This is a genomic window from Streptococcus infantis, from assembly GCF_047463655.1.
Classification (GTDB): domain Bacteria; phylum Bacillota; class Bacilli; order Lactobacillales; family Streptococcaceae; genus Streptococcus; species Streptococcus infantis_Z.
Window position 1 is genome coordinate 18,478 of record NZ_JASHDM010000006.1, and the last position, 22,048, is coordinate 40,525.

A 22,048-nucleotide genomic window follows, 5' to 3' on the forward strand; every position below is an offset into this window, starting at 1 on the left:
TTGTTAATAAATGGAACGACTGACTACTATACCACTTGGTTTGGTGTATTCTAAGTCAAGATAATCCTGATAAGTTCCTGGGACGATAAATCCTTGGGGGCTGAGAATGTCTATTCCAGCTTTACCCACGATAGAGTCAGCCAATAAGACACAATTTGTACTGAGAACAAAATAGGTCTTAAACTTGGACGAACTGAACTTATAAAGAGTGGCATCAGCCTCGTGTTTCAGCTGATAAGAGTAGGTATGCTTGATTTCCCCTTCTCTTCTTTTCATGAGTTGAGAACTTGGTTCCCAAGGAATTAAGAGTCCTTCAATTTCTCTCAGTTGTTCTTCTATAGCTTTTTTCTGTTGCTCAGACAAGCTTAAGCCATAGGCAAATAGAGTTTTCTGACTTTCTCTCTTACAGAGTTCGATATACTTTTCTCGATTAGCCTTAAATAGAACCCCATCCCCAATCATCCCAAATAAGCGCTCCGAGTGAGGATCATAAGAACCATAGGAAATAACCTGACCTTGATAGCAGATATCCACATGACCCATGGCTAAAAAGAAAGACGATTCTGAAGTATGGATAAAAATTTCCATATCAACTGTCTGGTCATTTTTTCTCTCTGAATGTACTTCCCTTTCTTCCGTCTGATGAGTAGATAACATTTCATTCCATCGTCGTAAGGTACTAATAGGAATTAAAGCTGTTACAAAAATAGGCAGTGTCATTCTCATTCTGCGCTTCAGCTTGGGATTACTTCTCCCTTTTTCAAAATAGAAACCATCCCTGACACTACTCGCTCCCAACATGTTTAAGTAAAAACCTAACAGGAGCAACTCAAAATTTGTCGCATCATGAAAAGGGGAGATACTATAGAAACCAAATCCCATCATCCACAAAGCATCAAATAAGTAATTGAGCCTCGGATGGATATGATTATTTCGGTAAATCAACCAAGTAATCAGACTGATCAGACCTGTAAACAGTTGATAACCTCCGATAATCATAACAAGGAGATAGAGGGCTATCCCTTGCAGGATGACTGAATCAAATAGGATGACTGCAAGAAAGAGCTTGGCTATGGTTACAAAAATATTTTCTCTACGGGACTTTTCCTGAAACCATCGTGTCAATAAATGCCAAACAGCCGACAAGGAAAAATAACCCATCAAGAGTTGATAACCAAGTCTCGGTACAATCTGCCCAAAACAAATCAAGAGAAGACCTAGGACAATAGCTAGCGCTCCCTCCCCTAGACTTTTCCATTTACTATAAGTTTCGGAAAACTTAGGCATTTTCTTTCTCCAATTGACGATACAAGTGGCGAATCGGTTGTTTCAGTGTTGGATGAATAAAATGCGGAGCTATTTCCTGTAAAGACTCTAAAACAAAGAGGCGCTCAGCAATATAAGGATGAGGCAAGATGAGGTCGTCTGTATAGATGACCTGGTCCTCTACAAAAAGCAAATCCAGGTCAATCAAGCGAGGTCCCCAATGAACCTCTCTAACCCTTCCCATCTCTGATTCAATCTCTAACAAGGTTTCTAACAAGATTGGAGCTGGCAACCAGGTTTCCACTTCAATGACTTGATTGGCAAAGCTATCCTGCTCCACACCACCCCAAGGTTCGGTTCTAATCACACTAGACTCTTTGAGAATGTGGATGCCACGAGCTTGCATTTTGTCAATCGCTTGCTGGAGATTAGCCGTCTTATCCCCCATATTGCTTCCTAAAGCGATAAAGGCACGCTGTTTGCTACGGTGGATGGTTACTGAACAAGTATCCAGTGGAAGATGGATAGGTGCCCAAGGTTTTTTTAGTTCTAGCTCAATCTCTTGAACGAGAGGGTAGGTTTCAAAAGTACGCTCTACTAGTTTGTAGGCTACTGTTTCAATCAGGTCTTCGCTTTCTTCCTGAAACCAAGTCGTCCATTGCTGGCAAAGTTCTCCGTAATGGACAGAAGCAGTTAAATCCAAGTCTGTCGCAGCCTTGGTCATATCATAGGATAAGGTAGCTGAAACGACAAACTTCTGCCCCAGTTCCTTCTCACTAGGAAAGAGTCCATGAAAGGCGAAAATTTCTAGGTCTTTAATTCGCAGTTGATCCATAACTAGTCCTTTCTAGAAAAATCCGCTTGACGCGGATTTTTTATAGTCCCATCAGACGATAAGCCTGATCCCGAAGATCCTTATCTGTCTCAAATAGACCACGAGCTACTGTAGTCAAGGTCGCAGTTCCTGGTTTTCGAACACCACGCATACTCATACACATATGCTCTGCTTCAATAACAACAAAAGCTCCCTTAGCACCCAAATACTCCATCAAGGCATCAGCAACTTCGATATTCAAACGCTCTTGAATCTGTGGCTTTTTAGAGTAAACTTCCACAGTACGAGCTAACTTTGATAAACCTGCAACACGCCCATCTGGGATATAGGCAATGTGGGCACGACCATAAAATGGCAAGAAGTGATGTTCACACATGGTATGGAAAAAGATATCCTTTTCCACTACCATATTGTCATCGATAATCTCAAAGGACTTTGATAGGTGATCTTCAGCAGTTTGCCCAAGACCTGAAAAAATCTCTTGGTACATACGAGCGACACGGGCTGGTGTTTCCTGCAAGCCTTCGCGATTTGCATCCTCACCAACTGCCTCGATAATCATTTTTACAGCTTCTTCAATCTTTTGTGTATCCATTCTAATTTTTCCCCTCCATTAGGTAGGCTCTCACTTGGGCTAAAAAGTATAATGAGCCCGTGATAATCCTAACTGTTTTTTTCTCTTCATTTTCTGATAATTTTTGGTCTAGAAATTCTTGCCAATCTTGGTAGTTGAAATTTCTAGAATCAGCCATCTCTTTCAAGACTGTTTCATCCGTCGCCCGACTATCCTCAAAATGAGTTAGCGTAATCTTAGTATCGGGCAAGGTTTCTAGCAAGTCCAACATATCCTCCAAGGCCTTGGTTTTGATACAAGTAAAGAGAATTTCCTTCTGATAGTCCGCAAAGCGCTCCTTTAAAGTAGCTATCAAAGCCTTGATGGCATGGGGATTATGGGCCCCATCTAAAATCATCAAAGGTTCTCTAGAAACAACTTCCAAACGTCCAGGCCATCTTGTTTCTTCTAAAGCTTGAGCCACTAAAGCATTATCTGGCAATTCTCGACCAGTCGCTTGGCAATAGCTATCTAACAAGGCCAGCGCCATCCCAGCATTTTCTATCTGGTGCAAACCCAGCAATCCTGTCTGGAAGCGACCTTGTCTAACAGCACTTGTATAGCCAAAGGTCTCGCCAGTCACAATACTCTCATAATGACTGACTTGATAGGCATCTCCATAGGCGATTCTGGTAGCTTGTTTCGCTTTTGCAATCTGGTCAATAACCGCCAAGGCTTCTGGGACAATGCGACCAGTCACTAGAGGAACTCCTTGCTTGATAATCCCTGCTTTCTGCTCTGCGATGGCTTCCAAGCTATCTCCTAAAAGCGCTACATGATCCAACCCAATGGTAGTGATGCCTGTTAGGATGGGTTGACAGACATTGGTACTATCCAAAAGTCCGCCCATACCAACTTCCATAATAGCCACATCGACTTGCTCAGATGCAAAATAGTCATAGGCTATGGCAGTGATAATCTCGAATTCTGTCGTTCCTTGCAAGGCATGAGCATGTTCCCCTTCAAGTAGTAAACGATAATCCGCCATCAAGGACTCTAATCTTGCTTCTGGGATAGATTCCCCATTAATGGCAATCTGGTCGGTATAATGAATCAGATAGGGTGAGCTAAAGACTCCAACTCTTAGCCCCATCTTTTCCAGCATATTTTTCAAAAAGGCTATAGTAGAGCCCTTGCCATTGGTTCCTCCGATATGGATAACCTTAAGCTTAAGATGGGGATTGCCTCGTAAAGCTAAAAGCTCTACCATTCTTTCCAAACCAAAGTGTGGTTGGTCTGTCCGGTAGTGGGCAATCCACTGATTCGTTTCGTTTTTATTCATCTTACTTATATTGTTTCAAATCTAAATTTTCCGCATGGTCTGCCAGACGGATAGCAGACGCAATTTCGACTGCCATCTTGTGGCTGGCTACATCGTGCACGCGCACCACTTCAACACCTTGTCTGGCAGCAATACTGGTTACATGAGCCGAAGCCTTATCACGATTTCGGAAGCCAGCTTCAGTATCTGGATTGACTTCAAATCCATTTTCTTCAAGGATATTAATGACAAAGCGCTTGCGAGAGACTCCTAAAAAGATAGGATAGCCCATCTCGTGAAGCTTATCAAGGTCACGTAGGAGGATGAGATTTTCCTTTTTGGTCAAACCAAAGCCAATTCCTGGATCCAGCATGATGTTTTCTTTTGCAATAGCAGCTTCCTTCGCTCTTGCTAGGGCACGATCAAAGAAAACTGTCATCAAATCTTCTACTGGCAGTTGTTCAAATTCAGCCAAGTCTTCCTTTGTAAAAGTCTCTCCAAATCCGAAATGAGGAAATATGAGTGAACTAGGGTGCTGAGGACGTGCCATGACTGGATTGAACATGATGACCACCTGAGCTTCAGTCTTAGCAACCACCTCTGCCATTTTCTCATCACCCATGAGACCGGTAATGTCATTAACTATATTGGCACCAGCCTTTAAAGCTGCTTCTGCCACCTGACTCTTCCAAGTATCGACCGAAATCAGAACATCACTTTCTTGACGAATAGCCTGAATAACTGGAACCACACGCTGGATTTCCTCTTCAATCTCAACATAGCTACTTCCTGGTCGAGTAGATTCTCCACCGATATCTAAGATAGTGGCACCTTCAGCTATCAATTTTCGAGCCTGTTTTAAGGCTTCTTCAATAGCAAAAAATTGGCCCCCGTCAGAAAAAGAATCTGGGGTGACATTGATAATACCGCAAATAGCTGTTTTTGTAAGATTCTCTCTTTTTTCCACGTTCATCACTCAAATTTCATTTAGATTGGTATTCCTCTATTTTACTGTTTTTTTTGGATTCTGTCCAATTATCCCTCAGTACTCTTTAACTTTAAAAGAGCGCAAAAAAAGGAGAACCTGAGTCCTCCTTTTTCTATATTCTTATTTTTCAGTCAATGCTGCAAGTCCTGGAAGAACTTTACCTTCGAGAAGTTCCATTGAAGCGCCTCCGCCCGTACTAATCCATGAGAACTTGTCTGCACGTCCAAGGTTGATAGCTGCGGCAGCTGAGTCACCACCACCGATGATTGATTTAACGCCTGGTTGTTTCACGATAGCGTCCATCACACCGATTGTACCAGCTTGGAAGTCAGGGTTTTCAAATACACCCATTGGTCCGTTCCATACAACTGTTTTAGCACCAGTCAAAGCTTCGTCAAATTTAGCGATAGATTTTGGACCGATGTCAAGACCAAGGAAACCTGGGTCAACTGCTTCACCTTCAGTGTCTTTCACTTCAGTGTAGTCAGCAAATGCGTTTGCTTCTTTTGAGTCAACTGGCAAGATCAATTTGCCGTTTGCTTTTTCAAGAAGAGCTTTAGCGACATCCAATTTGTCTTCTTCTACAAGTGAGTTACCGATTTCGATACCTTGTGCTTTGTAGAATGTGTAAGTCATACCACCACCGATAAGAACTTTATCAGCTTTTTCAAGCAAGTTTTCGATAACACCGATCTTGTCTGAAACTTTTGAACCACCAAGGATAGCCACGAATGGACGTTCTGGAGCTTCAACAGCTTCTTGGATGTAAGCAATTTCGTTTTCAAGAAGGAATCCAGCAACTGCTTTTTCAACGTTTGCTGAGATACCAACGTTAGATGCGTGTGCACGGTGAGCTGTACCGAATGCATCGTTTACGAAGATACCATCTCCAAGTGATGCCCAGTATTTACCAAGTTCAGGATCGTTTTTAGATTCTTTCTTACCGTCAACATCTTCAAAACGAGTGTTTTCAACCAAAAGAACTTGTCCATCTTCAAGAGCGTTGATCGCTGCTTCCAATTCAGCACCACGAGTAACACCTGGAAGGAATGTAACTTCTTGACCCAATTTAGCAGCCAAGTCAGCAGCTACAGGAGCAAGTGATTTACCAGCTTTGTCTGCTTCTTCTTTTACACGTCCAAGGTGAGAGAAAAGAATCGCACGTCCACCTTGTTCAAGGATGTACTTGATAGTTGGAAGAGCTGCAGTGATACGATTGTCATTAGTAATCACGCCATCTTTTACAGGAACGTTGAAGTCAACACGAACGAGAACTTTTTTCCCTTTCAACTCAACGTCTTTAACAGTCAATTTTGCCATTTGGAAAGACTCCTTAATTTTTTTTACGTGTTAATTATATCACAAAATCAATAAAAGAGATAGCAAAACCTTAAACTTTTCCAGTTCTTTATTGTTCTTTTATCTCTGTACAAGCTTTATTCCAGTTCCAAAAATATGGTAGAAAAAGTAGAGGCTATGATAACATTTAGAATTGTAAAATTCACTTAATCAAACTTAATACCTAGTTTTAAAAATATAGTTTTATTGATAGAAAAGGATAGTCAATTAATTCTCAGATTACTTTATTTTGTATCTTGAAAGAGTCGGTTCCGTTCAAGTTATCTTATCTAATATTCCTTACTCTCCCACTTTTGACCATTACTCCTTAATTTAAAAAGATCAGATCCTTTCAATTCTATCTTCTTGTTTTCAAGTATATAACTCTCAATATATTTTACTTCTTTATCGTTAATTTCTTTACACCTGAACCCACTCCCACCACGTGGTGAATGCTCAAACATATCAAGGATATATTTATCTTTTATTTCAATTAATTCTTTATGTTCAGTCTGTGCTTGATAACTCTCCTTGGAAGCAACTATAGTAAATCGTCTCTTTGGTCTACTACTTGTTTTAGGATGATCAATTCCAGCCCACTGATAATGGTCTTCATAAGAAAAATCATCAAATTTTATTGTTGAAAGTTTAACATCATTATAGTGTTCAAAAGGGTAATCAACTGCTTCCCCTGCTTTATCACTTTTTTCCCAGTAGCTGATCTCATCAACAATAAATACTAAATCAACAAACCACCTATCCTCTGATGGATTTCCCTGTCTTGAAAACCAAAACAAGGTATCTCCCTTTTTAAGTTGAGATGCTTTAATTTGAGTAGTTTTACAAAATGTATTCAAAAATCTTTCACTCCAAACATATGGATCTTGATTTCCTTTAAAATTATCACAGTATACAATAGTATCATCAATTTTTACTTCAATTCTATTTTGATGTAGCATAATATAATTTGCCATAATATACACTCTCCTATGTCATTTTCTATTTTAAAAGAAAAAATCTCTGTGATTCGTAAATTAAACTATAAAAATATTATTATATCTAAATAACATTCTAGTTAGATTATACAATTTACATTATTAATCGTCAATAAATCTTGTGATAAAGTTTTATTAGAGTTAATGAGTTCAAAGTCTTTCATGATTTTTCTAAAGAATACAAAAAGGCAGGAACCAAAAATAATGTCCCTTACCTTTTAAACTATTGTTGTTTCAAACTTTTGGATGTATTATCCCGTTTTGAATTCATCTACCATAAACATGTTTGTCCTATCAGACAGTAAATTAAGAAGTTTCACTTAATCTTCTTTTTTCTTTTGAGCTAGCAAGCCAAAACCACTTAAAACTCCGACCAAGCCAAGGGCAAGAAGATTTGCATCTACTTCTGTACCTGTACTTGGAAGTTGTTTTCCTTCAGGTTTTTCAGCTTGTGCTTCTGCTTGTGCTACTGGAGCAGGTGCAAGAGGTTTGTCATCTTGGGTATCCACTTTTGGCCCAATCTCAACAATCTCAGTAACAGTTTCTTTGATAAGCTCTGTTCCCTTAATACTGCGGTTGCCTTCTGTGTCAACTTCTACAAGATTTTGACGAAGTCCTTCAACTCCTGCTTGAACCAAGCGACGTTCTCCTGATTTTAGACTAGGATTTACTCGTTCTTCATGGCCGTATGCAAGCTTTTCTTCTTCAATCACCAATGTTGGATTGCTGATAGTCAAATCTTTGACTCCGTCTAGCGGTTGAACACGACTTTCTACCTTGGTACCAACTTCAGTGATTTCTGCAACTGCTTCCTTGACGACTTCCGTTTCCTTAAGACTGCGATATCCTTCTGAATCAACCTCTACAAGATTTCTACGAAGTCCTTCCATTCCAGCTTGAACTAGACGGCGTTCACCTGCTGAAAGGTTTGCGTTTTCTCGTTCTTCATGTCCATAGGCAAGAACTTCTTCTTCCATAACCAAGCTTGGTTTTTTAACATCCAGGACTTTTGGTCCTTCTAGTAGCTGAACACGGCTTTCTACCTTCGTACCAACTTCAGTAATCTCAGTCACTGCTTCCTTGACTACCTCTGTCTGAAGAAGTGTGCGACTGCCTTTAGCATCTACCTCAATCAAGTGACGGATTTGACCAGCCTCACCTGCTTGAACCAGACGGCGTTCACCTAGTAAAAGATCTGCTGTCGGACGCTCTTGGTGTTTGAAGGCTACGGCTTCTTCCTTCACTTCCAATTCCGGTTTTTCGAGAACAAGATCTCCAAAACCGTCTAGCGGTTGAACACGACTTTCTACTTTAGTACCAACCTCAGTAATCTCTGCCACTGCTTCCTTGACGACTTCTGTCTGAAGAAGAGTACGGTTGCCTTTGGCATCCACTTCAATCAAATGACGGATTTGCCCTTCTGCACCAGCCTGAACGACTCGACGTTCACCCAACAAGAGGTCTCCTGACGGACGTTCTTGACGCTCGAATGCTTGAGTTTCTGTTTCAACCACTAACTCAGGTAGCGCTTCAACTGTTGGCGCAGTTTCTCCTTCTTCTAAGCTACCCACATGATGACTTTCTTCTGCAGAAGCTAGTTTCTTATTCAGCTTTTCTTTCATGTCAGCAAAGGCTTCTGGAGTTGGTGTTTGTGAAGATAATAAAGCTTCAGCTTGCGCAATCAACTCAGATTTAGGATCTTTTTCAAGGACAGATTCGAGCAAGTTTTCCAATTCTTCTCTAGCAGTTTGATAACGTTGATTGCCATCCAATTCAGTACCAGCTTGTTTCAAGTCATTCAAGGCCTGGTTGACTGCTTCTTGACTAGCATCATGATTTTCTAAGATAGCTTTTGCTGCAGCAAGCTTCTCAGCAAGAGCTACTTGTTTTTCTGCATCAGCAAATGTATAAGCTATTGTTTCTTTGCGTCCTTGAGCAGACGTGATTTCTTGTTTCAGATATTCGTCGTTAATGGCTGCCTTAGGTGATACTAAAACATCAAAGTCGACAGTTTGTCCTTGATAGTGCAACTGAAGTTTTTGACGGCCTATTTTTTGAGAATCATAGCCTGTAATTTCGACTCCTTGGTCTGTAAAGCTATGTTCAGTCTCCGTCTCATCATCATACAAGACCTTGAAACGTCCTTCTGATAAGTCTAGAGCATCACCTACCAAGTAGTCAATTTTCGGTTGCTTGCTAATATACAAGGCTGCGACTTCTTTTGGACCAGCTTCTTCACCAGTCACTTGAACCTTGAAACTTCCTGCAACTGGAAGACCAAGATAGGTTACTGTTAACTCTTGTTCACCATGATGGTGAGCATCGTAGCCGTTAACAACTACACCTGCATGACTGAGGTTGATGACTTCGTCTGCTTCTTCACCCTCATATTTGACACGGAGAAGACCACCTTTAAGATTCAATTCCTCATCAACTTGATAAGTTGTCTTTTTAGGTGCTGCTTCTAGACTGACAACCCTAATCTTTCTCTCATCCTGAGGAATCGTCACAGCAAGAGTATTACTGATTTCTTTCCCTGGCAATTGTGTTCGGTAGTAAAGAAGACTTGGACGTTTTTCAAAGCTCAATGGTTCTGTCGCCAAATCCCCTCCAACTACTGTATTTAAGGTAGCGATTGGAGTTTGTGAATCTGCCTTGTCGTAGACTGTGATGGTTGCCCCAGCAGGAACTTCTGAGAAGCCGAGCTGAACCTTATTGTCTGTTAGAACACGCGCTGCAACTTTACTCATTGGAATGTTTTGGCTTTCCGTATCTAGGGTTTCGTACATCTTCCAGTTATAGATACGAATGGCTTTCCATGGTGTTCCATTGTCAGACGTGATGACGTTCAAGCGCCAGTCTTGCGCAGTGATTGGGCTATCAAGAGTGATATCCGAAACATGGGCTTTATTGCCACGAACAGCTTTAGCTAGTTTCCATTCGCCTGCTTCATCTTTGTAGTAAAGGTCAAAGTCTTTGGTGTTCATCAAGCCATCATTAACAGACTCTCCACCCGCACCGGCATGATCCATGACCCATCTAACAACACGGCGTGGTTGTGTCAAACGGATATCAACGCTACCACTCAACTGAGCAGAAGACCATTTGTCAGATAAGCTGGTGATGGTACCATTCAACATACCTTCGATACCTTCTCCACCTTCTGTATTTGGGAAGGTACTTCCGATAACAGTCGCTCCTGGAACGATGTTTGCTGCTAATGGTCTTGGAAGGCTTGTATCTTGGACAGTCATTCCCCACTCGAGGTTTGTAGTTGCTGCTTCAGAACGAAGGCCATTCTTCCCAACTGCGACAACCTTCAACTCCTGACTAGTACCAGTTGCACTAGCTGAACGGCTAACTTTTGGTAGGTAGATCGTAGTTGCAGATGAGCCTGTCAATAGGCGCCAAGCATCGCCATCCTTCTCATAAACTTCATAGAAATCAGCATCTTTATTACCTGTAAATTGGACAATGGCTTCTGCTTCTTGGGCATTTTTCAGAGATTGTTTGGTTACTTTAAGAGCAGTTGGTGCTTGAGGTGCCTCTTGATTATCTGACACTGTCAACTCACCCAAGTTAAATTGGTAATCCTTAAGAGCAGCAGTATTTTCAAAAGTAAGTTTGATACCGTAAATGGTCTGACCTGCCAAGGCACTCAAGTCAAATTCATCTTTTGTCCAATCGTCAGATAGAGTCAGCTCTTTACGAGCATTCTCGCCACCATAGGTATAGTTTTTCTGAGTTGCAAACTCTACATAGACCTTGCTTCCCTTACCACCTTTATGAGCAACACGGAGTTTTGTTTTATCTGTTACTTCCAGTTTTGTAGAGTAAAGGCGAACATCTTGATTTGTATTTTCAGCTAAATCACCCGCAAACTTAAGTGAGTTACCACCATTGTAGGCATCTTCAAAGTCATAGTCAGCTTGGAGTTTAGCAGCTGATGATGTTTGCCACCAGCGCCATGTAGGCAAGATGCCTGATACAGAACGGTAGTTCCATTCAGAATCCTTAGAGACTTTACCGTCTACAAACCATTTTTTACCATGTCCAGTGTTAAAGGATGTTGTGAAGCTACGACCCACTGCTGGTGTGCGGTCAGCTACGAGGTTGGCAATCCCGTACCAGTCCCTGTCCTCTGGTTTTTGACCAGTTGGATCTCCTTGATAACCTGTAAAGAAGATGTTTTCATTCTTATGATAGTCTTCGCCTGTCTTACCAAGGCTCGTGATAGTATCTGGGGCAAAGAGGCCAAGTGATAAGCGGAGCTTGCCATTTTCATCTAGAAGGGCATCCCATTTCACTTTTGTCTTGTAGGAACCACCTTGTTGCAATTCCAAACCTGCAAAAACATCATACTGACTACGTCCAAGCCATTTTGCCATAGCTACAGAGTAATCATTTTTCTCTTTGGTCCAGTTAAAGTTGGCAAAGAAATGATCCGCAGGAACCTTGTCTCCCTCTTTTTGCATGAATGGGTAGTTGTATTCACCAAGTCCATCTTCATGATAACGACCATATTCATAGGTCATGGCATCGTACCAAGAATACTTGACTGGGTGGTTGACTTGAGCTGCGTACTCCTTGGTATAAAGCATGAAGTCACGCATTTTCTTACCAAGAGGCGTCACGATATCACCTGTTGTTTCTTGGTTGATAAAGTAGCCATCAAAACCATAGTATTTAGCCAAATCAACCAACTTACGGGCGATAGGGAAAGTTCCGTCTTCGTCTTGTTGAAGGGCTGCAGCAAATTTTTCTTGGTCTGCAATGCTATTTGACCAGTTGAAGAAGAGTGTACCCAATACAGGAACACCATTACGGTGACCAGCATCAATCACGTCTGGAGTTGGGACGAGCCCTTCCCAGAAGACCATGGAATTCAGGTATTGCCAGTAGTCAAAAGCATAGGCTTTAAACTCTTCACCACCTACAGAAGCATGGTCTTTAGCCTTAGAGTTAGTGTTAGCAAGAGCTTCAACCTTAGCGTCCTTATTAGCTTTTTCGTTAACCACATGTCCACGATAGCGCTTGGCTAGTTCTACTGAGGAACGATTAATAGCGTCGTCTTCACGGGCACCCGGTTCCCATTTCAACAAATCTTCCCATGTGTCAAACTTAATTTCTTTTGGTCGAAGACTTTTTTCTTCTTTCTTAGGAACGTCAGAGACTGTTGCTTTTTCTTCTGGCTTATTTTCTGTGGTAGCAGGCGCTTCTTCCACCTTAGGAGTTTCAGCAGCTGGACTAGTTGCTTCCTTATCACCTGCAGTCAACTGATCCAAGGTTGGTTTTTCTTCTGAAACTGGTTGCTCACTTGCCTTGTCTTCCCTCGATTCTAGCTCTTTCAATACTTCTGGTGCTGGTGTAGTTGCTTCTGCTGGAGTAGTGGTTGACGGTTGCTCTGAAGCTACTGCTGTAGTTGTTGTCCCATTTTCTGGAACGACAGACTCTTCAGCCAAAGCTGGACCTGCAAATAGAACTGAACCAATCATCAATGAGCAGGCACCCACTGACAATTTTCGAATACTATAGCGACAACGTTTTTCAAAAAATGGATTCTTCATCTTTTTCTCCTTTGACTTTCTCCTGAAAGTAAGCGCTTTATTTTTGAATTAAAAAAGTAGCTGTTCCAAAAATAAACAGAACAGGTCATTTTTATTTTACGATATTTAGAAAAAGAGTCAACACTAGCCCTTCAAGAACTATAAAGAAGTGAAGAATTAATATAAATTAGACAATCATCTGCCATTTTTCGAATTAAAACAACATTTTTCTCAAAAAAAGAGCATTTACTACTTGTTAGATTTACTTTTATCCTTTAAAATAGAATGGGAGAAATTCCGCGATTATTTTTCGGAGGAAAAAGAAAATGTCCATTAATTGGCAGGAAATTATTTTTCACTTTTTAGGTGGTCTGGGACTGTTTTTGTATAGTATCAAGACCATGGGAGACGGTTTGCAACAAGCTGCTGGAGACCGCCTTCGTTATTACATTGACAAATACACAAGTAATCCCTTCTTAGGGGTCTTAGTGGGGATTGTCGTCACTGCCCTCATCCAGTCAAGTACAGGTGTAACGGTTATTACAGTTGGACTGGTCAGTGCAAGTCTCCTCACCCTTAGACAGGCCATCGGGATTATCATGGGAGCCAATATTGGAACGACCGTAACGTCCTTTATCATCGGTTTCAAACTTGGCGAGTATGCCCTACCCTTGATTTTCCTTGGAACCATGTGCTTATTCTTTACAAAAAACCGTACTGCAAATAATATTGGACGTATCCTTTTTGGTGTGGGTGGTATCTTCTATGCCCTCAACCTCATTAGTGCTGGGATGAGCCCTCTTAAAGACTTGCCTCAGTTTAAGGAATACATGGTTACCTTGGGTCAAAATCCTATCTTGGGAGTTGTGGCTGGTGCAGTCATTACAGTTCTGATTCAGGCATCTTCTGCAACCATCGGGATCCTACAAGGTCTTTATGCAGGTGGATTCCTCGACCTCAAAGGGGCACTACCAGTCCTATTCGGAGATAATATTGGTACAACCTTAACAGTTATCATCGCAGCAGCCGGAGCAAACATCTCTGCTAAACGAGTTGCAGCAACACACGTTACCTTTAACGTTTTAGGAACCATCCTCTGCTTAATCTTGTTAGGCCCATTCACTTCGATGATCGAGTACTTCCAGGCACTACTTCACCTCTCACCTGAGATGACGATTGCCTTCTCACACGGTGCCTTTAACGTAAGTAACACCATTGTACAATTCCCATTCATCGGTGCTTTGGCTTACTTTGTTACTAAGCTAATCCCTGGTGAAGACGAAGTTGTTAAATACGAACCACTTTACCTGGATGAACAACTCATCAAGCAAGCTCCTTCTATCGCCCTAGGAAATGCCAAGAAAGAACTCTTGCACCTAGGAAACTATGCGGTTAAAGCATTTGACCTTTCTTACGACTACATCATCAATTCTAACGAAAAAGTCGCAGAAAAAGGACACAAGACGGAAGAAGCTATCAACACAATCGATGAGAAATTAACTCGCTACCTTATTAGTCTATCTAGTGAAGCATTGAGCCAAAAAGAGAGTGAAGTCTTAACCAACATCCTTGACTCTTCTCGAGACTTGGAACGTATCGGTGATCACGCTGAAGCTTTGATTAATCTTAACGACTACTTGCAACGCAAGAATGTTCAATTCTCTAACTCAGCCCTAGAAGAGTTGGAAGAGATTTACCGTCAAACAAGCGATTTCGTTAAAGATGCTCTTGAAAGTGTTGAAAATAATGACCTTGAAAAAGCTCAAGCTCTTATTGAACGCCATGAAGCCATCAACAAGATGGAACGTGTCCTTCGTAAGACTCACATCAAGCGCCTAAACAATGGTGAATGTTCTACCCAAGCAGGTGTCAACTTTATCGATATCATTTCACACTATACTCGTGTGTCAGACCACGCTATGAACCTTGCTGAAAAGGTTTTGGCTGAACAAATTTAATATAAAAAAATGCTTTGATTCTTTCGAATCAAAGCATTTTAAATAGCTCTCCAATCATAATGGAAGAGGCAGCTGCACCCTTGTACCTTGCTTCTTCCTTTTGGATAAAACTGGCCAGATTGACTAACTCTGGCGCAGGTGTTCTAGGATTCTTGAGAAGTTCAAGTGTGACTAGCCCTGAAAGTCGAACTGCAAGCAAGCGCTCATTGGTGCTGGGCAACTGCTTAGCAGTTTCTAGGAGTGCAACCACTAAATCTTCACTCAAGTTTTGACGGGCATGATTGTAAAGGTCCCGTATCAAGGTTTCTAGGTTTGATTCTTCCATACCTATCACCTCCATCTTTTTAGTTTAATAATTTTTGATCAAATCTACAGTAGAGCGATCTAATTTTTTAACCAAGGCTTGTAGAAAAGCTTGGGCTTCAAGGAAATCATCCATGGCATAAAGTGTTTGATGAGAGTGGATATAACGAGCACAGACACCGATTGTTGTTGATGGGACACCACCATTTTTCAGATGAGCTGCACCTGCGTCAGTTCCACCTTTTCCACAATAGTATTGGTATTTGATTCCAGCTTCTTCAGCAGTTGTCAAAAGGAAGTCCTTCATGCCTGGGAGAAGCAAGTGACCTGGATCATAGAAACGAATCAAGGTTCCATCACCAATCTTACCTTGACCACCATAAACATCACCTGCTGGTGAGCAATCCACAGCAAGGAATACTTCTGGATCAAATTTTGTTGTAGATGCATGGGCACCACGAAGTCCAACTTCTTCTTGGACGTTAGCCCCAAGGTAAAGTTCATTTCCTAGTTTTTGGCCTGACAAGTTTTCAGCCAACTCGCTAACCATGAGAACACCATAACGGTTATCCCATGCTTTTGAGATGATATTTTTTTCATTAGCAGTTAGGATTGCGCTACTATCTGGAACGATGGTGTCTCCAGGACGGATACCAAAACTTTCAGCCTCAGCCTTATCTGCAAAACCACCGTCAAAAACGATATCAGAAATAGCTGGCATGGTTGGTCCACCTGTGCCTCGAGTCAAATGTGGAGGTACTGAACCTGATATGACTGGAATTTCACGTCCTTGGTGCGTAAAGAGTTTAAATCGTTGGCTGCTGACAACCATCGGGTTCCAACCACCGATTTCAACTACTCGGAAGGTCCCGTCTGGCTTGATTTCACTTACCATAAAACCAACTTCATCCATGTGAGAGGCTACCAAAACACGAGGGGCATTTTCAACTTCTGAGTGTTTAACCCCAAAAATACCACCCAAGCCATCAGTCACTACTTCATCTACGTGAGGTGTAATTTTTTCACGAAGATAAGCGCGAACAGGTGCTTCATGACCTGAGATAGCGGAAAGTTCAGTTACTTCTTTGATTTTAGAAAATAATGTTGTCATTTCTATCCCTTCTTTCTTTCAACCATTTTACCACTTTTTATAGGAGAAGGGTAGTGGGAATCAACATTTTACCAAGTTTATAACAATAAAAGAATCACAAATGTGATCCTTCTTCTCTTGTATTTCGCTTTAATGAAAAGTGGTCTGGCACTGGATCTTTACCCGTTTCAGACCAAGGATGGCAACGTAATATCCTAGCTAAACCCATCAAAACTCCCTTAAAGCCATGCTTTTCAATAGCCTGAATCATATAGTTTGAACAACTAGGTTCAAATCTGCAAGACGGTGGAAAGGCTGGCGAGATAAAGCGTTGGTAAAAGCGCACAGGCGCAATTAAGATTTTTTTCATTATTTATTATTTGTTACAGCCATGGTGTGTAGTTGGCTGATTTCTTTTTTATTGAGACGACGTGCTTCTCCTGGACGAAGTCCTGTCAAGTCTAAATGTCCAAAACGTGTCCGAGACAACTTATCCACTTGAAGCCCAACTGCTTCAAACATCTTTTTAACCTGGTGATTGCGTCCTTCATGAATGGTTAGCTGGACAACCGAACGGTTTTTAACAGGATCTACTTTGAGAATTTCGTAGATGGCTGGCTTAGTCTTCTTGCCATCAATTTCAACTCCACGAGTCAAAGGACGAAGATTTTCCTTGTTAGCCACACCTTTTACACGCGCCACATAAACCTTATCGATTTCATTACGTGGGTGAATCATCTCGTCTGTAAAGTCCCCATCGTTGGTCAAAATCAAGACACCTGATGTATCCCAGTCCAAACGTCCTACAGGGTAGATACGCTCTTTCACATTAGGCAAAAGATCGACAACCGTCTTACGTCCCTTATCATCTGTTACACTGGAAATTACACCACGTGGTTTATTGAGCAGATAATAGACCTTTTCTTCGTTGTAGATGGGTTGACCTTCAACTTCGACCTTATCGCCTGATTTGATAGTCGTCGCTAATTCACGTACCACTTGGCCGTTAACCGTCACCAAGCCTTGCTTGATCAACTCTTCTGCTTTTCTCCTACTGGCCACACCTGCGTGGGCAATATATTTATTGATTCTCATCTTCTTCTATCCTTTCACCAAATAATTGGCTTTCTTGTGCTTGAATATCAAGCTCATCTATCACTGGCAATTCTTCCAAATGATTAATACCCATGTAATCCAGGAAATAATCCGTCGTTACATAGAGATTAGGGCGTCCAAGAACTTCTTTTTTCCCGTCTTCTTTTATCAAGTCAAAGGCTTGCAACTTAGCTAGCGCTCCACTTGAATTAACCCCCCGAATAGCATCGATCTCTATCCGTGTGATAGGCTGCTTGTAAGCAATGATGGACAGGGTTTCAAGGGCAGCCCGAGACAGGCTCTGATTGATAGGTGCCTTAGAGTATTCTTTCAAAACGGTTGCAAATTGAGGCTTGGTTACCAATCTGTAGGCACCACCTGTCTCAATCAAGTCTAAACTGGAATCCTGGTCTTTTTCATACTTTTGGGCTAATTTTTCTAGACTCTGCTGAATTCCAGTCGGTGGCAAAGAAAGGAGCTCAGCCAACTGGCGAATCCTAATCCCCTCTTCACCCGCTACAAACAAGAGCGCTTCTATTTCTGCTAAAGTACTCATATTTCCCCTCTATCAAGATCGACTCTGCTCTACTTGATTTTCCTCATTCTTTTTCAGGAGATAGATATCTCCAAAGCTCTCTTTTTGAATTAAGAGAATTTCTTGGGTTTTAATCAACTCCAAGGTTGCTAAAAAGAGTGTGATGACCTCTTGTAAATCCTTGGTTTCTTTAAACAAATCTTGCAAGCATAATTGCTCACCTTCAACCAAGGATTCTCGAACGATAACCATCATATCCTCAATCTTATACTCATCTCGTAAGATTGTTGTGTGACTTTTCGAGAATTCTTCCTTTTTCTTGGTCAGTAAGGTTGAAAAGGCTAAGAAAAGATCAATCGTCGTTTTATCATGCACAAGTTCTGCATCCTCATAGATCAACTCTGTAGGTGCTTTTGAGTAATATTGAGCTCGTTCCTGGTGCTTCACTTCCAACTGCTCTCCCAAAAGTTTAAATTTACGGTATTCTTCGATTTGAGAAAGGAGGTCCTGCTCCAGATCATCCTCTAGGTCCGTCACTTCTGCAACCTTCGGCAAGAGCTTGCGACTCTTAATCAGCATCAGTTGGCTAGCCATGACCATGTATTCGCCCGCAACTTCTAAACGCATGGCTTGTAATGTCGAGATATAGGCTAGATATTGCTCGATAACCTCTGTGATCGGCACATCATAGATATCCATCTGATACTTTGAAACCAAGTGTAGGAGCAAGTCCAAAGGCCCTTCAAAATCTTTTAATTTAATATCCATTATCTATATTTTTCTAAGGTCATGACTGTCTTTAATCCTAATTTTTTAGCAATTTCGTACAAGTCAATCTTTTCTTCGATTTGTCTTAATATAAACTGTTCTCTCAATCCTTGGGCAGATAAATCTGAAAATCCTTTTTCCTTTAAAAAAGCTTCCAACTGACGAAAAGCCCATTGACGAGAGTAGGGTTTCCCAGCTTTTTCAAAGAGATAGGTCTGCCCCATCAAGGGCTCTAACTCCGCAAGCAAATTTGTGGGAAGGCTCAAGATTCTCTGTTGAGAAGCTTTATTGACTCTCAAAACTTGAAAATCCAGGTTCACATCACCTGTTTTTAAGGCTAGAATTTCACTCGGCAAGAGCCCCAATTCTACTATTAACAAGGCTAGCAAGCGTCCTTCTGGATAAACACTTTCTTGCCAGAAAGAACTGAGGTCTAAAAGTTCCGACTTCCCTTGTTTTTTCTCAGCCTGTTTCGGCAATTCCAAACGGTAAAAGGTGCCAATCTTTCCTTTTTGGTATAAAAAGTAAAGAAATTGGTTGCAAGCAGAAACTTTGCGCTTTTGGGCACTCATTTTAAAATTTGATAATTGAGCTTGGTAGATTTTTAAACTTGTCTCTGAAATTTGTTTTCCAACAAAATCCAAAAACTGCTCCAAATCATACTTATAAGACTGCTTAGAATTACTAGATAGATTTTGTTTTTCTTCTAAAAATACTGAAATCCATTCTCTCATTTGCTTCGAATCTCATATTCCTTACTAAAATCATGCAGAAGGGCATTGACAGCCTTAAGGATTGATTTCCGTGTGATAATGCCTTGGAAAATACCTTCCTTATCAACGACTGGTAGGAAAGACTCATCCACTAACTTATGTAAAACATCCGTCAGTGTATAGTCTGGACTAACAACTGCTACGTCCTTCTTGGTCATGTGTACGATATCCGTATCTGACATGGCTTCCTGACTCAAGCCCTGCTCCATCTGGTAGGCCAGAATGTCTCTAAGTCCAATGGTTCCGACAAATTCTTTCTCATCAGTCACTACTGGCACTCTGGTATAGGTCATCTGGCTAAGGAGGAGAATTGCATGATCTGCATTGTGGGTATCAATGAGCACAGCCAAATTTTCAGCAGGAGTTAAAAAGGTTTCCTCTTGCTCCAGTAAAAACTGTTCAAACTCTTTGGCAATCATCGAGCGAACTCCTTGGATAAGCCTGGATAGACCTCATGGTTCCGTGTCAAAAAGTCCACTTTAAAGTAGCTATCATCAATCTCTACACGGGCATAGAGACATTCTCTGATGGTCCCACGTGGTTGACTAATAGAACCAGGATTTAGGAAAAGGGTCTTCCCTTCCATCCAAGCATTTGGAACATGCAAGTGCCCATAAAGACAGATATCTGCATCTTCCTCTTGAGCCCAAAAATCAAGCTTTTGGAAATTGAAATTAATATCAAACAAATGTCCATGAGTCTGGATAATCTTGGTAGGACCCAGTTGAGTCACCAAACGTTCTGGGTAATCTGAGTAAAAATCCATGTTTCCTCTGACTACTTGGATTCCTTCCCAGAGTGGTGAGTCTGGGCGAAGTTCCGAGTCACCATCGTGAAAAATAGCATCAACTTTCCCAAGATAGCGGTCACGGATTTCTTCTACAATTAAGCTATCTCCATGAGAATCGCTCATTACAATGATGGTTTGCTTTGCCATGATGGAAATACCTCCAAAAGTTTCTTAACGGCTAAGGCACGGTGGGATTGACTATTTTTTTCTTCGAGGGTTAATTCAGCTGAGGATTTGCCAGTTTCTCCTACTAGGAAAAGTGGATCATAACCAAAACCATTTTCACCCTTAGGTTCAAAGTTAATGTAACCTGGCCAATCAGCTTCGACAACCAAGCTTTCCTTATTTGGACTTGCTACGACTAGGGTTGTATGGAATTGAGCTGAACGGTCCTTAAGTTCAAAGACCATAGCTAGTTCGTGCAAGAGTTTGGCGTTATTTTCTTGATCAGTTGCCCCTACTCCGGCGAAACGAGCTGACCAGACACCTGGTAGACCACCAAGCACATCGACTTTGAGTCCAGAATCATCAGCTAGAACCATCTTGCCTGTTAATTTAGAAATAGTTTCTGCCTTAAGGCGGGCATTTTCTTCAAAGGTCATACCTGTTTCAGCTACTTCAGGTAGGTCTGGATAATCATTTAGATTTTCTACGTCATAGCCCAGTTTGTCAAAGATAGCACGGAATTCCTTGGTCTTGCCCTCGTTACGAGTCGCAATCAATAAGGTTTCTCTGACCTTATTTGTCTCAAAGAAATCTTGAACGTTGACTCCTTCTTTAGGCAATTCGACATGCAGAAGTTGTCCATTTTCAACTAAGAGCAAGGCACCTTGACGTTGAATGACTTCCAAGTTTCGGTCCGCTTCTTGGTTGAGAATATCTACCACAAAAGAGAGTAAGCGATAGGCTGAACCATATCGTAAAACAGTGACTGAAAGCGGAAATCCTCGCTCCTCATCTCGAAAGATTTTGGCTAAATCAAACAAAGGAAACTCTAAGTCATCATCCGTCAAAGTCCGAATGCCACCAAAAACACTGTAGGACCCGACATACCAGTCCTGGTCGTCCTTGTATTCATAAATTTTGTTTGTCATAATGTTACATGCTCCACATGAATCTCTTTTTCCAGCCATTCTGCTCCTATCTGGGCAAAACTTTGGCTATTTGCAGTTGTATAAAAACGGTGTTGAAGGGGCGCCGCATCTCGGCTACGGTTAATCTCAAAGTAATTGAGCAAGACTGAGATATCACGTACACACTCAGCTCCACTATCGATCAGCTGAACCTTAGGCCCCATGACATTTTGGATGATAGGTCTAAGGAGCGGATAATGGGTACAGCCTAAAATCAAGCTATCTACTTTTCCGACCAAGGGACGCAAGGTTTCATAGACAACTTTCTTGGTCACACTGGTCGATAGAGCACCTGACTCGACCAAGGGAGCAAACTTAGGGCAGGCCAAGCTTTCCACTTGTAAATTTGGGTCTAGATCATGAATCTTTTGTCGATAAATATCTGATTTTACCGTCATCGGAGTTCCAATCACACCGATTTTCCCACCCTGACTCGCTTTGATAGCTGCTGATGCACCAGGCAAAATCACACCCAGCACCGGAATATCCAACTTAGCTTTAATCTCTTCCCAGACGACTGCCGTTGCTGTATTACAAGCAATGACAATCATCTTAACATCCTTGGTCAAAAGAAAGTTGACCAGCTGCCAAGTATATTCACGAATCTGCTCAGCAGGCCGGGGACCATAGGGAGCCCGTGCCGAATCTCCAATATAGACGATTTCTTCATGGGGAAGCTGGCGCATGAGTTCACGCACAACCGTCAAGCCCCCGACACCCGAATCCAAAAAACCAATTGGTCGATTATCCATACAGTCTTC

At 41.6% G+C, this 22,048-nt stretch carries 20 protein-coding genes; 1 reads left to right on the forward strand and 19 read right to left on the reverse strand.

Features of this window, described 5'->3' with window-relative positions:
* Positions 1-3 precede the first annotated feature (3 nt).
* The 8 genes from QM877_RS06025 to QM877_RS06060 form a co-directional block, all read right to left on the reverse strand.
* Positions 4-1,287 carry a DUF308 domain-containing protein gene (locus QM877_RS06025; RefSeq protein WP_414317859.1) on the reverse strand — a complete coding sequence of 428 codons (1,284 nt, stop codon included), beginning with the start codon at positions 1,285-1,287 and terminating at the stop codon, positions 4-6.
* Positions 1,280-2,101, reverse strand: coding sequence for a 2-amino-4-hydroxy-6-hydroxymethyldihydropteridine diphosphokinase (gene folK / locus QM877_RS06030; protein ID WP_414317860.1), 822 nt, complete (start codon positions 2,099-2,101; stop codon positions 1,280-1,282). Before folK ends, QM877_RS06025 begins: the two co-directional genes overlap by 8 nt.
* 40 nt (positions 2,102-2,141) lie before the next feature.
* Entirely contained in the window at positions 2,142-2,696 is a 555-nt protein-coding gene (folE, locus tag QM877_RS06035; protein WP_414317861.1) for a GTP cyclohydrolase I FolE, read from the reverse strand.
* A 1-nt stretch (position 2,697) separates the two neighbouring features.
* Positions 2,698-3,996 carry a bifunctional folylpolyglutamate synthase/dihydrofolate synthase gene (locus QM877_RS06040; protein WP_414317862.1) on the reverse strand — a complete coding sequence of 433 codons (1,299 nt, stop codon included), beginning with the start codon at positions 3,994-3,996 and terminating at the stop codon, positions 2,698-2,700.
* Between the two features lies 1 nt (position 3,997).
* Entirely contained in the window at positions 3,998-4,948 is a 951-nt protein-coding gene (gene folP, locus QM877_RS06045) for a dihydropteroate synthase (protein WP_414317863.1), read from the reverse strand.
* Between the two features lie 135 nt (positions 4,949-5,083).
* Positions 5,084-6,283: a phosphoglycerate kinase gene (locus QM877_RS06050; protein WP_001096781.1), complete on the reverse strand. Its 1,200-nt coding sequence runs from the start codon at positions 6,281-6,283 to the stop codon at positions 5,084-5,086.
* Positions 6,284-6,591: 308 nt separating this feature from the next.
* Complete coding sequence (locus tag QM877_RS06055; protein WP_414317864.1) at positions 6,592-7,275, reverse strand: hypothetical protein; 684 nt, start codon at positions 7,273-7,275, stop codon at positions 6,592-6,594.
* 341 nt (positions 7,276-7,616) lie between these two features.
* Positions 7,617-12,863, reverse strand: a complete 5,247-nt coding sequence (locus QM877_RS06060; protein WP_414317865.1) for an endo-beta-N-acetylglucosaminidase — start codon at positions 12,861-12,863, stop codon at positions 7,617-7,619.
* Between the two features lie 305 nt (positions 12,864-13,168).
* Between QM877_RS06060 and QM877_RS06065 the strand changes: the two genes are divergently transcribed.
* Positions 13,169-14,800, forward strand: a complete 1,632-nt coding sequence (locus QM877_RS06065) for a Na/Pi cotransporter family protein (protein WP_075231973.1) — start codon at positions 13,169-13,171, stop codon at positions 14,798-14,800.
* A 28-nt stretch (positions 14,801-14,828) separates the two neighbouring features.
* On the opposite strand, the gene QM877_RS06070 is transcribed toward QM877_RS06065, so the two are convergent.
* The 11 genes from QM877_RS06070 to racE all read right to left on the reverse strand — a co-directional run bounded on the left by QM877_RS06070 (position 14,829) and on the right by racE (position 22,039).
* Positions 14,829-15,125, reverse strand: a complete 297-nt coding sequence (locus tag QM877_RS06070; RefSeq protein WP_075231972.1) for a bacteriocin immunity protein — start codon at positions 15,123-15,125, stop codon at positions 14,829-14,831.
* 24 nt (positions 15,126-15,149) lie between these two features.
* On the reverse strand, positions 15,150-16,214 hold the full coding sequence (gene pepA, locus QM877_RS06075) for a glutamyl aminopeptidase (protein WP_414317866.1): 1,065 nt from the start codon (positions 16,212-16,214) through the stop codon (positions 15,150-15,152).
* 94 nt (positions 16,215-16,308) lie between these two features.
* Positions 16,309-16,563: a membrane protein insertion efficiency factor YidD gene (gene yidD / locus QM877_RS06080; protein ID WP_414273924.1), complete on the reverse strand. Its 255-nt coding sequence runs from the start codon at positions 16,561-16,563 to the stop codon at positions 16,309-16,311.
* Complete coding sequence (locus QM877_RS06085) at positions 16,563-17,288, reverse strand: pseudouridine synthase (protein ID WP_414317867.1); 726 nt, start codon at positions 17,286-17,288, stop codon at positions 16,563-16,565. Before QM877_RS06085 ends, yidD begins: the two co-directional genes overlap by 1 nt.
* Positions 17,275-17,844 carry an SMC-Scp complex subunit ScpB gene (scpB, locus tag QM877_RS06090; protein ID WP_414317868.1) on the reverse strand — a complete coding sequence of 190 codons (570 nt, stop codon included), beginning with the start codon at positions 17,842-17,844 and terminating at the stop codon, positions 17,275-17,277. Before scpB ends, QM877_RS06085 begins: the two co-directional genes overlap by 14 nt.
* 12 nt (positions 17,845-17,856) lie before the next feature.
* Positions 17,857-18,591, reverse strand: a complete 735-nt coding sequence (locus QM877_RS06095; protein ID WP_414317869.1) for a segregation/condensation protein A — start codon at positions 18,589-18,591, stop codon at positions 17,857-17,859.
* The gene (gene xerD, locus QM877_RS06100; protein WP_414317870.1) at positions 18,591-19,325 is read right to left on the reverse strand and encodes a site-specific tyrosine recombinase XerD; all 735 of its coding nucleotides are present in this window, start codon (positions 19,323-19,325) and stop codon (positions 18,591-18,593) included. The genes QM877_RS06095 and xerD overlap by 1 nt, the downstream gene beginning before the upstream one ends.
* Positions 19,322-19,783: a cyclic-di-AMP-binding protein CbpB gene (gene cbpB / locus QM877_RS06105; protein WP_414317871.1), complete on the reverse strand. Its 462-nt coding sequence runs from the start codon at positions 19,781-19,783 to the stop codon at positions 19,322-19,324. Before cbpB ends, xerD begins: the two co-directional genes overlap by 4 nt.
* Positions 19,780-20,301 carry a metallophosphoesterase gene (locus tag QM877_RS06110; protein WP_004251713.1) on the reverse strand — a complete coding sequence of 174 codons (522 nt, stop codon included), beginning with the start codon at positions 20,299-20,301 and terminating at the stop codon, positions 19,780-19,782. The genes cbpB and QM877_RS06110 overlap by 4 nt, the downstream gene beginning before the upstream one ends.
* Positions 20,277-21,248, reverse strand: coding sequence for a nucleoside-triphosphate diphosphatase (locus tag QM877_RS06115; RefSeq protein ID WP_414317872.1), 972 nt, complete (start codon positions 21,246-21,248; stop codon positions 20,277-20,279). The genes QM877_RS06110 and QM877_RS06115 overlap by 25 nt, the downstream gene beginning before the upstream one ends.
* Positions 21,245-22,039, reverse strand: coding sequence for a glutamate racemase (gene racE / locus QM877_RS06120; protein WP_414317873.1), 795 nt, complete (start codon positions 22,037-22,039; stop codon positions 21,245-21,247). The genes QM877_RS06115 and racE overlap by 4 nt, the downstream gene beginning before the upstream one ends.
* Positions 22,040-22,048 lie beyond the last annotated feature (9 nt).

Bases quoted from the DNA above. Each gene is read 5' to 3' on its own strand.
- QM877_RS06025 (WP_414317859.1), bottom strand. From the start codon at position 1,287: ATGCCTAAGTTTTCCGAAACTTATAGTAAATGGAAAAGTCTAGGGGAG.
- folK (WP_414317860.1), bottom strand. From the start codon at position 2,101: ATGGATCAACTGCGAATTAAAGACCTAGAAATTTTCGCCTTTCATGGA.
- folE (WP_414317861.1), bottom strand. From the start codon at position 2,696: ATGGATACACAAAAGATTGAAGAAGCTGTAAAAATGATTATCGAGGCA.
- QM877_RS06040 (WP_414317862.1), bottom strand. From the start codon at position 3,996: ATGAATAAAAACGAAACGAATCAGTGGATTGCCCACTACCGGACAGAC.
- folP (WP_414317863.1), bottom strand. From the start codon at position 4,948: ATGAACGTGGAAAAAAGAGAGAATCTTACAAAAACAGCTATTTGCGGT.
- QM877_RS06050 (WP_001096781.1), bottom strand. From the start codon at position 6,283: ATGGCAAAATTGACTGTTAAAGACGTTGAGTTGAAAGGGAAAAAAGTT.
- QM877_RS06055 (WP_414317864.1), bottom strand. From the start codon at position 7,275: ATGGCAAATTATATTATGCTACATCAAAATAGAATTGAAGTAAAAATT.
- QM877_RS06060 (WP_414317865.1), bottom strand. From the start codon at position 12,863: ATGAAGAATCCATTTTTTGAAAAACGTTGTCGCTATAGTATTCGAAAA.
- QM877_RS06065 (WP_075231973.1), top strand. From the start codon at position 13,169: ATGTCCATTAATTGGCAGGAAATTATTTTTCACTTTTTAGGTGGTCTG.
- QM877_RS06070 (WP_075231972.1), bottom strand. From the start codon at position 15,125: ATGGAAGAATCAAACCTAGAAACCTTGATACGGGACCTTTACAATCAT.
- pepA (WP_414317866.1), bottom strand. From the start codon at position 16,214: ATGACAACATTATTTTCTAAAATCAAAGAAGTAACTGAACTTTCCGCT.
- yidD (WP_414273924.1), bottom strand. From the start codon at position 16,563: ATGAAAAAAATCTTAATTGCGCCTGTGCGCTTTTACCAACGCTTTATC.
- QM877_RS06085 (WP_414317867.1), bottom strand. From the start codon at position 17,288: ATGAGAATCAATAAATATATTGCCCACGCAGGTGTGGCCAGTAGGAGA.
- scpB (WP_414317868.1), bottom strand. From the start codon at position 17,844: ATGAGTACTTTAGCAGAAATAGAAGCGCTCTTGTTTGTAGCGGGTGAA.
- QM877_RS06095 (WP_414317869.1), bottom strand. From the start codon at position 18,591: ATGGATATTAAATTAAAAGATTTTGAAGGGCCTTTGGACTTGCTCCTA.
- xerD (WP_414317870.1), bottom strand. From the start codon at position 19,325: ATGAGAGAATGGATTTCAGTATTTTTAGAAGAAAAACAAAATCTATCT.
- cbpB (WP_414317871.1), bottom strand. From the start codon at position 19,783: ATGATTGCCAAAGAGTTTGAACAGTTTTTACTGGAGCAAGAGGAAACC.
- QM877_RS06110 (WP_004251713.1), bottom strand. From the start codon at position 20,301: ATGGCAAAGCAAACCATCATTGTAATGAGCGATTCTCATGGAGATAGC.
- QM877_RS06115 (WP_414317872.1), bottom strand. From the start codon at position 21,248: ATGACAAACAAAATTTATGAATACAAGGACGACCAGGACTGGTATGTC.
- racE (WP_414317873.1), bottom strand. From the start codon at position 22,039: ATGGATAATCGACCAATTGGTTTTTTGGATTCGGGTGTCGGGGGCTTG.